At 54.5% G+C, this 13,023-nt stretch carries 13 protein-coding genes; 12 read left to right on the forward strand and 1 reads right to left on the reverse strand.

The genetic code is table 11. From position 1 onward, the window contains the following. Positions 1-202: 202 nt before the first annotated feature. The 4 genes from QZY44_RS18645 to QZY44_RS18665 all read left to right on the forward strand — a co-directional run bounded on the left by QZY44_RS18645 (position 203) and on the right by QZY44_RS18665 (position 3,914). Entirely contained in the window at positions 203-1,966 is a 1,764-nt protein-coding gene (locus tag QZY44_RS18645; RefSeq protein WP_295449658.1) for a hypothetical protein, read from the forward strand. An 840-nt stretch (positions 1,967-2,806) separates the two neighbouring features. Next, the gene (gene tsaA / locus QZY44_RS18655) at positions 2,807-3,262 is read left to right on the forward strand and encodes a tRNA (N6-threonylcarbamoyladenosine(37)-N6)-methyltransferase TrmO (RefSeq protein WP_295449664.1); all 456 of its coding nucleotides are present in this window, start codon (positions 2,807-2,809) and stop codon (positions 3,260-3,262) included. Then, entirely contained in the window at positions 3,259-3,522 is a 264-nt protein-coding gene (locus QZY44_RS18660; RefSeq protein WP_295449667.1) for a hypothetical protein, read from the forward strand. Before tsaA (QZY44_RS18655) ends, QZY44_RS18660 begins: the two co-directional genes overlap by 4 nt. A gap of 194 nt (positions 3,523-3,716) precedes the next feature. After that, positions 3,717-3,914 carry a hypothetical protein gene (locus QZY44_RS18665; protein ID WP_295449669.1) on the forward strand — a complete coding sequence of 66 codons (198 nt, stop codon included), beginning with the start codon at positions 3,717-3,719 and terminating at the stop codon, positions 3,912-3,914. 80 nt (positions 3,915-3,994) lie between these two features. On the opposite strand, the gene QZY44_RS18670 is transcribed toward QZY44_RS18665, so the two are convergent. Beyond that, positions 3,995-5,227, reverse strand: coding sequence for an MFS transporter (locus tag QZY44_RS18670; protein ID WP_295449671.1), 1,233 nt, complete (start codon positions 5,225-5,227; stop codon positions 3,995-3,997). A gap of 1,171 nt (positions 5,228-6,398) precedes the next feature. Here QZY44_RS18670 and QZY44_RS18675 point away from each other — a divergent pair. From QZY44_RS18675 to QZY44_RS18710, 8 genes are all read left to right on the forward strand, one after another. Continuing rightward, positions 6,399-6,899 carry a hypothetical protein gene (locus QZY44_RS18675; RefSeq protein ID WP_295449675.1) on the forward strand — a complete coding sequence of 167 codons (501 nt, stop codon included), beginning with the start codon at positions 6,399-6,401 and terminating at the stop codon, positions 6,897-6,899. After that, on the forward strand, positions 6,890-7,255 hold the full coding sequence (locus tag QZY44_RS18680; RefSeq protein ID WP_295449679.1) for a hypothetical protein: 366 nt from the start codon (positions 6,890-6,892) through the stop codon (positions 7,253-7,255). Before QZY44_RS18675 ends, QZY44_RS18680 begins: the two co-directional genes overlap by 10 nt. Before the next feature lie 449 nt (positions 7,256-7,704). After that, positions 7,705-8,064 (forward strand): hypothetical protein, encoded by a 360-nt coding sequence (locus QZY44_RS18685; protein ID WP_295449682.1) that lies wholly within the window; start codon positions 7,705-7,707, stop codon positions 8,062-8,064. Positions 8,065-8,453: 389 nt separating this feature from the next. Continuing rightward, positions 8,454-8,909, forward strand: a complete 456-nt coding sequence (gene tsaA, locus QZY44_RS18690; protein ID WP_295449685.1) for a tRNA (N6-threonylcarbamoyladenosine(37)-N6)-methyltransferase TrmO — start codon at positions 8,454-8,456, stop codon at positions 8,907-8,909. 549 nt (positions 8,910-9,458) lie between these two features. After that, positions 9,459-9,944 carry a DUF6328 family protein gene (locus QZY44_RS18695; protein ID WP_295449688.1) on the forward strand — a complete coding sequence of 162 codons (486 nt, stop codon included), beginning with the start codon at positions 9,459-9,461 and terminating at the stop codon, positions 9,942-9,944. 154 nt (positions 9,945-10,098) lie between these two features. Continuing rightward, entirely contained in the window at positions 10,099-10,377 is a 279-nt protein-coding gene (locus QZY44_RS18700; RefSeq protein ID WP_295449690.1) for a DUF427 domain-containing protein, read from the forward strand. Between the two features lie 27 nt (positions 10,378-10,404). Further along, on the forward strand, positions 10,405-11,202 hold the full coding sequence (locus QZY44_RS18705) for a spherulation-specific family 4 protein (RefSeq protein WP_295449693.1): 798 nt from the start codon (positions 10,405-10,407) through the stop codon (positions 11,200-11,202). A 442-nt stretch (positions 11,203-11,644) separates the two neighbouring features. Then, positions 11,645-12,667, forward strand: a complete 1,023-nt coding sequence (locus QZY44_RS18710; protein WP_295449696.1) for a hypothetical protein — start codon at positions 11,645-11,647, stop codon at positions 12,665-12,667. Positions 12,668-13,023: the final 356 nt, after the last annotated feature.

The following is a 13,023-nucleotide window of genomic DNA, read 5'->3' on the forward strand; positions in this document are numbered from 1 at the left end:
GGTACGCTGAGAGCACGCGGGGGCTCTACTGGCTGCTGCATGCCCGCCGGGGATGTTGACAAACCGTGCAAGATTTGATCGACTACCAGCGACCCGCAGTGTTACGGGGTAGTTCGTCCGCAGAAATGTAGTTAGGCAATCCAGAAAGCTCATTGATGTTCAGCAGAAAAAACAACATGATCAAGATCACAAGGATTTCGAAATGAAAGAAGCAGAACAAAAACAATTAGCACATGACTCACCACAAGTTTGTTTATTTGACCTTGAAAAATCCATTTTAGATGCGCTTACAGGAGCGTCGTACAACTGCAATAGCGGCTCATTAGGAAGGCTAGTTCGCGTTCCAAACAACAAAAGAAACGAACATCATTTTTTGCAACTAAATCATTCGATCCCCGTCAATCTTCATGAGCATGATATAATCGTTTTAAACATGGATTTCCATGAGAAATCTGATTACAAAGAAAATGAAGTTTCACTCGACAACGTTACCGGCCACTCCATCCATGCATTACTTAGCATATTCCCTGAAAAAATATTTAACCCCAGGCCTTACTCTACGCTGGCAGTTTCCAATGAAATTAACAAGATACTAAATAGAGAGTCCATCGTAATAATATTTGCAAGCAGCCAAGAAAGAGTTATTTACAAAGAAGTAGAGATTACTTCATACGAAAACAAAATCACTAATGAGCGAGAATTGACTAGCACTTGCTTTTATGATGGCTTCCCATATTGCCACAACAAAACTGGCCGAAAAGTCAAGTCGCCAGATAAAGCGACAGCAATAACACCTTTACTACTAAAGCACTCGAGCGACACCTCATATGGCTTGGTGTTTGATCACCCCACACATTGGGAGGACCATAAACAGGTGAAAGACAATGATTTTATCCCATTACTCATAAATAATGATGGAGAGATTATTTCCTTCTATCACGCCTACAAAAAGGGAGCCGTTTTTGTCTTTCCATGTATAAATGACAAAAGGTCTTTTTTATTGGAGCTATTTAATAGCTATCTATCAGAAATATTTCCTAATTTATTTCCTTATCATAGCCAGTTCGGATGGCTGGATAACGGAGATTACTTGCTTCCAGGCGAATTTAAGTTAATTGAAGAAAAAAGAATAATTGAAAAACGCTACTCAAGCGAAATGGAGAAAAATCGCAAGGCCATAGAAAAAATCAAAGACGACTTTAGCTTCCTTCATGATCTGATATCAGAGTCAGGCCATCAACTCGTTTCTTCTGTTGAGCATTATCTTAAATGGCTAGACTTCCCGAGTGTAATAAATTTCGATGAGACCAATCCAGACATCTTAGAGGAGGATCTCCAAGTCGACTGTGGAGATAAGCTTTTAGTTGTGGAAATTAAAGGTATCGGCGGAACGTCAACAGATAAGGATTGCTCGCAAATAAGCAAGATTAGATATCGCCGTGCTGAGCAAAGAAACAAGTTTGATGTATCTGGCTTATATATCGTAAACCATCAACGATATATGCCACCTAAAAAAAGAAATACCCCCCCGTTCACTGAAAACCAAATAAAGGACGCACGCTTGGATAAACGCGGATTGCTAACTACTTACGATTTATATAGAGCTTACTTTATGGTAGAAAGTGGAATTTTATCAAAAGATGAAGTCCGTGACAGGCTATTTGACTATGGCCTCGTAGAGTTAGAACCAAAAGACCTTATTAGGCTAGGAACTCCCCAAGAGTATTTTATGTCAGGCACTGTAGCGATACTTAACCTCCGTAATATTAATTTGAAAAACGGCATGGATTTGTTCGTAAAGAAAAATAGCGAATATGAAAAAGTTAAAATTTTATCTATAAGAATCAACGAGGAAGAAGTAGATCAGGTGACAAATGGAGAAATCGGAATAAAGCTCGACAGGGCAGCAAGAAAGAACTCAGAATTCTTTACAAAGAGGGAGAAAACTGGCCAGATTCAATTATGAAAATATACAATAAAGGGGTCAATCAAGGAGTTCGGAGTTCCGGAGTCGGAGTTCCGAGTTCCGGAGCGGAGTTGGAGTTCCGGGGACAGTTTACTTAATTCGGGATTAAGGCCAAGAGGGGCCAGGCTCAATTACAAATCCGAAAAATAAGAGAATGGGGTCAGGTCTTGCAATCAAGCATTTTCGCATCCTCGCGCGGATGCGCGATTGCAAGAGTCGACCCCGATCTGTGTGTGACCCCGATCTGTGCGAAGTTTTCCGCTGCCGTCACGGTCAGCGGAAGACTCGGGGATGATGTGAAACACTACCAAGAAAGGGAAGTCACCAGCGCCATCGAGGCCGTCACGAAATGAAAGACAGCGACCGATATCACAAGTGGGTGGAGTGGAGCGATGAAGATCAAGTGTACATCGGCAAATGCCCGGACCTAATGACTGGCATCCATGGGGACGACCCGGTTTCCCTGTACAGTGAGTTATGCTCAGTTGTCGAAGATGTAATCATCCATTTCAAGGCGGAGGCCCGGAGTCTTCCAGCAGCCAAGGGCCGTAGGTTGGGGTGAGAAACGAACCCCAACATATTTCAGGCAGCGCCCTGACGTTGGGGTTCCTTCGTCACCCCAACCTACAGACTCGCTCAGAGACGAATACGCACGTGAGTTCAACTAAGACGCTGCGGCTATTTTTGGAGACCTAATAGCAAAACAGTCCATGCACCCGGAAGGAGTGGTCTCATTAGCCCCGCGCAGGGTCAATGGATTAGCAATCAGCCTCGAAGCGGACAAAAGGCGCCACCCGAAGAATGGGCGCCTGCAAAACCGTTAGCCGTCTAGAGTCCGCCATGATCACGATCGGCACGATCCACACTCCGTACAAGACAAAGGAAGACTGTCCTATCCAACCCGCCTTCGCGAGCCAAGAGCCCTCGCGTGTTGAGGTATTCCCTGAGTTTTCCGCTGGCCTTAAGGATGTCGAAACGTTTTCGCATATCTACCTTCTCTACCAATTCGACCGTGCCGGTGAAATTCAATTTGTCCGCCCGACCTTCTTGGCCGACACACCTCGTGGCGTTTACGCATCGCGTCATCCGAGTCGCCCTAACAACATTGGGTTGTCTGTTTTGCGCTTGCTCCGACGCGAAGACAATGTCTTGTTTGTCGAAGGAGCCGATATGCTCGATAAAACGCCGCTCTTGGACATCAAGCCATACCTGGCCCAATACGACGCCATCGCGAATGCCAGCGCTGGTTGGACGACTGAACTTCAGTGGCGTGGAAAGCCCCGGGGGCGCGAATGAAGGCATGGCTAAAGGAACGAGGGTCGAGCGGTCTTTCAGCAAACAGGACCGTCAGTTGGGGTTCCTTCGTCACCCCAGCCTACGGACTGACTTTGCTCTTCATTTCAGCCTGCACCACCGAGGCTTGGTATGAAGGCGTAAGAACCGGTGCGGAAAACGAGTGCAGGAACCAACCCGGCAGCGCCGCCGCAGAATGTCTGTCGCGTCTCAACAAGAAGACCTATCAGGAATACGAAAAGGAGCGTCTCGGCGCCAAATAGCTGATGTGCCTCTGCTTCATCGCAATACCTCAAGCGCAAAGCGGACTACGCCGGAGGTGCCGGGTAAACAGCGCCTTGACCGTCATTCCGGCCGAAGCCCCGGGGCGCACAGCGCCCAACACATGCGTGACACCGCTCGAGCGGTGTCACGAGAGGCCGCGTGGTTTGCGCCCGCAACCGCACCGGAGAGAACCATGGCAGCACAAGCAGTCGTCCGTAACTTCCAGGCCGCAATCCTGGCCATTGCTGCTGCGCGGTTGGGCCGGCCCCTGTCGGATAAGGAGCACGCCTTCGTGACCCGGCGGGAAGGACTCATTGCGCTTGAGTCTATTCATGACGTCGTCTCGACGCTATCCGGCCTTCAATTGGAGCAATACCTGAACTCGGAATGACGGCTGTTCGCACAGACCTACGCCATTGCCGGCACAGTATACTTAAATCCGCCCAAGGCAGCCGCGATGAGGTCGCCCCCTTATCGGACACGGAGCGGGGAATCGGCGGTCTCCTTCATGCCGATGGTCGCGGCACCCGCGATCAGGGTCATCGCGGCAATCGCCCAGCCCAGCGCGACCAAGCCGCCATTCGTCGACAGGGTCGTGGCGATCATCGGCGCGAAACCGCCGACGCCGGCCGCGGCCAACCCATAGGGCACGGCAATACCGGCGGCACGCACGGCCTGCGGGAGCATCTCGGGAAAGGCCGCGAACGCCCCGGCCGCCCAGATGCACATCAGCGCGACGGCGAAGAGTTGGGCGATGAGTTGATGGGCGACGCTGCCATCGAGCGAGGCCATCACTGGAATAGCAAACAGACCGGCGATGGCAAACAGGCGAATCGTCCAGCGCCGCCCGATCCGGTCGGACAACAGGCCGAGGAAAGGCGAGGCCACCAGCATCGCGGCCGATCCGATGGTATTGACGTGCGCTGCCTGCTCCGGGGTGATGGCGGTGAAGGTCGGTCCGAGCGAGGGGAGCAGCGAGCTGAACCCATATAATACGAAGGCCCCGGCGCTAGCGATGGTCAGGATCCGCACCATGGCAATACGATGGTCGCGCCACAATTCGCGAAAGGGTTGTCGGCGACGCCGTTCCTCTGCGGGCACCTGGTCGGTCTCGGGCAAGGTGCGTCGCAGCGCGAGGCCGCTGAGCGCGACCAGACCGCCGACGCCGAACACGATGCGCCAGCCAAACGACTCCATCTGCGCCGTGTCGAGGAATACATGCAGGATGCTGATCAGCCCGGCCACGGCGAGCGTGCCCAGCGCGACGCTGCTCTGGTAGGTGGCAGCGAACAGGCCGCGCCGACCGTCCGGGGCGCTCTCGGCGAGATAGGTTGCACTGCCGCCAAGTTCTGGCCCGAGCGCGAAACCTTGCATCAGGCGCAGGACCACGAGCAGCAGCGGCGCGAGCAGACCGACGCTGGCGTAGACCGGCAGCAACGCGATGCCGAAGGAGGCCGCGACCATCAGCGTCACGGACACGACCAGCCCGGGGCGACGGCCATGCCGGTCGATGAAGCGGCCCAGCACGATCGCACCCACTGGCCGCGCCAGGGACCCGACGGCGAAGACCGCGAACGACGACAGCAGCACGGACGCTGGATCCTCATGGGGAAAAAACAACTTCCCGAAGTAAGGCACCAGCAGCGAGTAGGCCATCCAGTCGTAGAATTCGATGGCGTTTCCGATATTGACGCCCAGCAGCACACGCACGAATCCAACGGTACGGTCAGATGAAGGAAGCACGAGGAACCTCGGTGGAAAGCGGATACGACGCCAAGCCAATCCAAACACCCGAAACCGGATAGGGTCCCGATCTTAGTCGCGCCGCGGACCTCGGGCAGGCGGAGTTGCGGCGCACACGCACGCGGGCGCCATCGGACGCCCCTGGGCTGGCAAGGGGCGCGATCGATCACTGCCGCAGGTACCCGATCGACACGACGGTGGGCATCCGTCACCGGGTGCTGACGCAGCTAGCCGACGAAGGCCAGCGGGGTTGCTCCCAAGGAGGCCGCAGGGTCAGGTCTTGCAAGCATGCATTGCCTGACGATGGTCGGTTGCGAGACCTGACCCGTGTCCCAATCACGCATGCGTGATTGCACGACCTGACCCCATCCCTTCTTATGCCCGATAAGACACCCCAAAGGCATGCGGCCGTCGCCGGCCTGCCCGGACGCACCGTGCTCTACGATTTCCCCCGTCCCCACGCCGTTTCAGGGCTCATCGGCGCCTCGTGTCCCAACACTGACGGCTTCATCGTTTCACCTCGTCCGGGAGTCTCCGGGGCTTCCCGAGTTCTCCAGCGCCTCTCTTCCTGCATGCCAGGACTTAAGGACTCCGGCGGACCTCCCCGCCCAAGCCATTGCGGGCGGTTCGTGTTGCCTTCAAGCAAGTTAAGACTGTCGGCATCCGCATTTGGCTTTTCGAAGCTGCCCCGATCTGAACAAGGGCACTTCAGGGAGCGCGACCGCCCCTGCGGCCTACAGGATTCTCTCTGTACGCTTGCCCCGTGTCTTGTTCGCAGGTTACCCTGCTTCGTAACGGGGCCAACACTCCATACGGGCGGACGGCTAACCCTTACCCGACGGGGATTTTCACCCCGCATGAGACGCCGAGCTTCGCTCGGTGCTATAGCTTTCGGCCTAAAGAGCGCGCGCGACCGGCGATGTGCTGCTTTGCGGACTAATGGCTGGCGCCCGCCGCCGTGGCCTGAATAGGCTACTTAGGACGCTCATGACTAACCAAGTCGGAGAATCGCAGATGGCTGGCTCGCGCAAACCAGGCACCATTGGGACTTAAGGTGAGCCACAAGACTTGGACGACGGAACCATGATTCGGGCGCTGACTCCTCGGCCAGGCCCGGTCGGCGTGGATCATAGTGAGTCCTTTTGGCAAGCAGTATTCGGAGATCCTGAAGCCGACATCGAAACTGCCGCAGCCGGGGGCGTTGCTGGCCAAGAAGGGCAGCGTCGCGGCCGTGCTGGAAAGCGTGGGCAAGTCGCGCGCCACCGTCAACCGGTTGAGTATGGTGTTCCGCGTGACCGGACCGACGCTGCTCGCGCTGGACATCAAGATCACGACCATCGTCGTGATGAAGGCGCCTGCGGAACAGCGCAGCCGCATGGCGGCGCGCGAATACACGGGCTTGGGCTTTGGTGTGGCAGGCGGCGCTGGAGGTGCTTGGGCGGGGTGCGTCACCCTGGCGGCCCTGGGGTCGCCGAGCCTGGCGCTGCCGGTCGTCGGCGAGGTGACCAAGGGAACTCTGTGCGCCGTCGGCGGCATTCTGGGCGCACTTGGCGTCGGCTGGGTGGGGCGCGAGGTGGGTAAGGCCGCCGGGGAAGCGGCCTACGACTTCGTGACGATGTTCCGATGGGAGTAGTCTCACGCTATTTCGAGCGATTAGCCGCCGTGGTTCGGCCAAGGCCCGCCGCGCCCCCCGCGGTTTCGGCCGACGCCGAAGGCTTGCGGATCGGCGGCGAACTGGTGGCGTGGAGCGACGTGCGTCGTCTAGATGCCTACAAGCGCGACATTTTCGTCGGCGATTTATGTCTGGCCATCCTCACCGCGGGCAGTCGGGTGTTCGAGATCAACGAGGCGTCGCCCGGCTGGAAGGATGCAGGGGACGGGATCGAGCGGTTCCTGCCGGGTTCGCTGCCCCACGCCGAGTGGACGTTGCGGCTGATTGCCGCCGACCCGGGTGAATCGGTGGCGATTTATCCCGTGACAATAGCTTAGTAGGCCGGGCAACGGCTTTATCGCTGCCAGACATTTCACACAACGAAGAGACCGGGGGTCAGGTCTTGGGTCAGACCGCGATTGCCTGATTCGCGCAGCGTAACGCAACACGTTAAGAGGTAAACATAATGACCCGTGTCTCTGAGATCGAAATCGCTGTAGCGCAGCTCTCCTGCCAAGACCTTTCCGTTTTTCGCGGGAAAACGGCGGGAAAACGGGGGGAAAACGGGGACAGACAACGATTTCCCAGCTCGCTTTTACCTAAAGTGGCCTATCCGTGAATTCCGGGGACAGTTTAATTGATTCCAAAGAACCGAGGGGCCAAGTCCTGCAATTTTGCATTGCCTGACTATCGTCGGCTGCAAAACATGACCCTTGCACCCATGTTGCTAACCCGAAATACGTCCGCCCTCACCCCGACCCAATTCGAATACTAAACGATGGCGTGGGTGCTAATCACCGAAGGAGGCTTGACCGTCCCCTTAGACCTGAGTCGGGCCGCCTCAGGCTTCACCATGACGGGATACAGCGAGGCCCATCGCAAGGTCTTCTTGGGGGCCAACGCCTATCCAGGGTCAAATGCAGTGGAGGCCAACGCGCGGATGTCAGTTCTGGCGTGCCTTGCGCATGAGTATGCCCACGTCGAGCGCCATGAGCTGGGTTACAGTCGGCCCACAGGGCTTCCCGATGTGCTGCTTGCCGAAGCAGAAACCAGCATCCACGCATCGCTTCATCGAATCCTTGGCCGACGAGACCGTGAGGACCTCGTCGAGGATGCCAGAGATCGCCTTATGCGCTGGTTGGCGTGATCCGCGACATCACCATCATTCTAAAGAGAGAAAGAATATGAAAGTCGAACCCAGCGGCGTTGTCATGTTCGGGACCTGCGTCGTGCAAACAAGCGTATGCGTTGCTAAAGAGGCCGCCCCCATCACCGCGGTCTGGACAGTGCCCAATCGAACGCAAATTGGCGTTTGCTCAGCATGTTTAAACGAGCAACTTCGGGCAGGGAAATGGATGATTGAAGGCGCTCGGCCTGCTGCAGTTGCGCGATAGGCAGGCTAAAGAGGGCCGTAGGTTGGGATGAGTTTCATTACCCCCGCCCAAGGTCAATGGATTGGCAATTAGCTCGAAGCCGGTACAAGGGGCCATCCGAAAAATGGCCGCCGAGAAAACCGTTAGACCTCTGGAGTCCGCCATGATCACGATCGGCATGATCCACACTCCGTACAAGACAAAGGAAGAGTGTCCTATCCAACCCGCCTTCGCAAGCCAGGAGCCCTCGCGTGTTGAGGTATTCCGTGGGTTTTCCGCCGGTCTTCAGGATGTCGAAACGTTTTCGCATATCTACCTTCTCTATCAATTCCACCGTGCCGGCGAAATTCAATTCGTCCGCCCAACCTTCTTGGACGACACGCCTCACGGCATTTACGCATCGCGTCATCCGAGTCGTCGTAACAGCATTGGGCTGTCTGTTGTGCGCTTGCTCCGACGCGAAAAAAATGTTTTGATTGTTGTAGGAGCCGATATGCTGGATCAGACGCCGCTCTTGGACATCAAGCCATACCTGCCCCAATACGACGCCATCGCGAACGCCAGCGCCGGTTGGACGGCGCAACTTCAGTGGCGTGGCAAGCCCCGGGGGCGCGAATGAAGGCATGGTTAAAGGGGCCAGGGTCGAGCTGTCTTTCAGGAAACTGGACCATAGGTTGGGGTTCCTTTGTCACCCCAACCTGCGGACTGACTTTGCTCCTCATTTCAGCCTGCACGACCGAGGCTTGGTATGAAGGCGTAAAAAGCGGTGCGGAAAGCGAGTGTAGAAACCAACCTGGCAGCTCCGCCGAAGAATGTCTGTCGCGTCTCAAAAAAAAGACATATCAGGAATACGAAAAGGAGCGTCTCGGCGCCAAGTAACTGATATGCGTCTGCTTCATTGCAATACCTCGACCAAGAACCCGACTCCGCCGGCGCTGCCGGGTAGACTGCACCCTTGCGGCCGCAGCCGCACCGGGGAGAACCATGGCAGCAGTCGTCCGTAAGCTCCAGGCCGCAAGCCTGGCCATTGCTGCTGCGCGGTTGGGCCGGCCCCTATCGGATACGGAACGCGCCTTCGTGACTCGGCGGGAAGAACTCATTGCGCTTGGGTCCATTCATCACTTCGTCTCGACGCTATCCTGCACTCAATAGGAGCAATACCTGAACTATGACAGACATCGATACCAAACCCCAGGCTGAACCCCGGGCCAATGATAGCGAAGCCTCCGAAGAGGGAAGCCTGGACGACATGTTGTCGGAATTGCGGATTTTGCTGCAAGGTGCCCAAGTGCTTACTGCTTTCCTGATTGTGCTACCCTTCAACCAAGGCTTCGAAAAAATTCAGGATTTCGAGAAATGCGTTTATACTGCAACTTTTCTCTGCTCCATTACCAGCCTGGTATTTTTTAGTGCTCCGGCGGCGCATCATCGCCTGGCACGTCCTCTGGTAAACCGGGAGTTGTTTAAAACTTTTGCCACCCGCATGATTTTAGTGGGGCTGGTGTTTCTTTCTTTCGCCCTGATCCTGGCTACACAACTTGTAGTTTCGCATGTCATCGGATCCGTCGTAAGTATTTTCGTAACAGCATTTGTCGGCCTGCTTATCCTTGTCATCTGGTGGTTGTTTCCCCTGACATATAAAGAGCGATTGTAAACGCAGGGGAAAAGGGTCCAGGCTTAATTGGTTTTCAGCTTTTCAGCAAAAGCGGCAAGGATACCTCAGGGTCAGTACCCATTAACCAATGGGCATCATCGTAAAGGGTGCTATCCCCTTTACCCTATAAATCATTCCGATTGGAGAACTAGCAATGAGAGCAACTTGGAAAGATGCGGTCCTTGCCGAGAGCAGAGACACCGTCACCGTTGAACGGAATCAATACTTCGCGGCGGAATCAATCGATCGGCAATATTTTCGAGAAAGTAGCACGCACAGCGTATGCCCCTGGAAAGGAGAGGCCAGTTACTACGATATTGTAGTGCATGGTGAAACCAACAAGGATGCCGCGTGGTACTACCCAGAGCCAAAAGAGGCAGCCAAAGAGATTAAAGGGCGAGTAGCATTTTGGAAAGGGGTCAGAGTGGCATAAGGAACTGCGGCGCCAGGTCTTGCAATCATGCGTTACCTGACTATGGTTGGTTGCAAGACCTTACCCATGCCTACCGCATCTCTCTATTTGAGGATCGTGGTATTGGGCATTCTGCGCCTGAGCCCGGAAGCAGAGGCCGGACTCTGTCAAGGAGCTGCCATTCCTGCCTATTTCTACCCCGGTGCCTTATGGACGACGTCCATCGCCTCGGTACCGCGCACGGCGATTATGATTATGAACCCTGACAGCGGACCAGGTGCCAGTAAGGACGCCAACTATGTCAGTGCAGTAAATGCAGCACAAGCGGCAGGCATCAAGGTGTTGGGCTACGTTCACACCAACTATGGCAGCAGGCCCATAAGTCAAGTTCAAACTGAAATTAATTTGTATAAACGATGGTACGGCGTGGACGGCATTTTCCTCGACCAAACGGCGCCCAGCGCCACCGATCTCGCCTATTATCAATCGCTGGCCAGTTACATCCGGGGAAGGAATAATAGTTTTGTGATGCTCAATCCCGGTGTGATCCCCGACCAGCGGTATGTCACGCTGGCTGATACGACTGTTGTTTTCGAACAATCCTATGCCGCTTATCGGACTTGGGTTCCACCGTCTTGGATTCATGACTATCCTGCGGCAAAGTTCACGCATTTGGTTCACACCACAACAACCAGCGCACAGATGGCTAGTGCCATTGAGTTGTCAAGATCCAGAAATGCTGGGCTTGTCTATGTTACCCATGACATACCAACTAATCCATGGGATAGCCTCCCGATCTATTGGCAGACGGAATTGATCACACTGACGACGAAATGTCCCTCATAGGGCAAGAGAAGCAAGAAGCTATTATCTGGCTGCCCCCACGGAGGAGGACAAGTCTCGCACCGTAGCATTCCGATGAAGGCAAGATGAGACGTTATGCGTCGTCAAGGCAACGGAATCGCGGATTTTCTTTTTTGCACGACATGTGGGGTATTGGTCGGAGTTATTTATCAAGAGAGCTGCCATGTGTATGGCACCTTGTCATAATCCCGGCCACTGCCCTAGTGACGAGGTCGTTGGTCCGCACAGCGAGCCCTACGGGCGCGACGCAATCCGCAGGGTCCGCTGTGCGGACCGATCGCTTGACCGGAACGATGATCAATGCCTGCGGCGCGCACGACGGATATAATGGTTAGTCGTTAGGCCGCTCAGCTGGCGGCAGACAACCCTCTGAAATAGGTCTGCACGGCCCTACGTAAACAGGACGCGCGCACTGGAGTTCCAAATGGCATCATCAAGAGTCATCAAATCGTTCGAAGGGCTGCCTGAAGAGCTTTATGTTCGACAGCCCGCGATTGGGCGCATGCCCGCAGCAGCAAGAAAGTTAACCACGCCAAACAGCCTGGAAGAGTTTTACGAATTGCTGGAAAGAGAATCTTGTGATCAGAAGCTCTATGATGACAAAAGACTTACCACTGAAATTGTCTTGGGGTTTCCTGAGATTGACTCCGCAGGCAGGAGACCAGCGCTTCCTCTCTCAGCGGCTAATATTGCTACGTGCAGGGAGCATTTTCTAAGTCACATGATCCCTGAGCTTCATTATGTGAACAGCGACCGGCTCAGCGAACTATATGATGATACCTTCCGCGAAGGAGTGGTTAAGAAACTACTGCTGGAAATCAAGAATCAGAGCAATCTTGAGATTGACTCGAATATCATCACCGTGGTGGATTTTTTCTTAAGCGATAAAGAAAAATTGAAATGGGCTGCTGACACAACACTTCCGCAAATCAGCAGGCAGCAAATGCTTAAGCGCTATATTGAATATGGCATCTCTACCGATAGAATCGCTTTAGGCTTAGAAACCCTTGATCAAACTCTGCTGGACACGGCGGCATTGGAACAATATGAACAGGAGGTAGATCAGGCTCGCAATCGCTTCACCCTCATAGAACGGCATGTCGAACGCAACAGAATAGCAGCAAGAAAGAGGGCGGCGTTTAGAATTATTGACCGCCTAAGAAACGCCGGGCAGTGGGTGCTCATTAACGCGGAGTTCTTGATCGAAAAGACCAGTTCCGGAGGGTTCTGTTTTGAATTCCTTCATCCTGTTAGCGATTATTTGGGGTCACGCGTCCGCATCTTGGTTCTTGAAGTTCCCGAAGCAGAGTTTTCAACCGGGTTTTCTCGACAGTACTCAAGGCTGGCCGGAAATAGCAAATCGATGAACGTGTTCGGCCATGTGTTTCAACCGCTAACAGACAATGAACCATACGAATATATCATTAAACCCTACGCGATATTTTAACGGGGGGGCGGTTTCAAGTTTGAAGTGCAACAACCGCGTTCAAAAGCCTTATTTCCTGTTACATGACCGTCTCGGGCGTAAGAAGGCCGGGGAGTTTCGGAGTTACTGGGGCAGTATGCTTGACTCAGCGCCTGGCCACACTCGATTGAATATGCTGTTCACGGAACTCCAGATTTCGGCCATGCACCTTGATCATCGTCCCTGCCAGCGGGGCTCCCTCCGCAACCGGAGGTCGAGGCTTTAGCCGGTGGCGGCGCCCGACAGATCCATGAGAATTCAGTGCGCACAAATGCCGGACCGGCTAACGGCCATGGCGCCCGCACCACCCCGCAAGGTGAAGGTGGCGGGCGCCTTGG

Origin of the sequence: uncultured Thiodictyon sp. (genome assembly GCA_903837595.1) — a bacterium.
Classification (GTDB): domain Bacteria; phylum Pseudomonadota; class Gammaproteobacteria; order Chromatiales; family Chromatiaceae; genus Thiodictyon.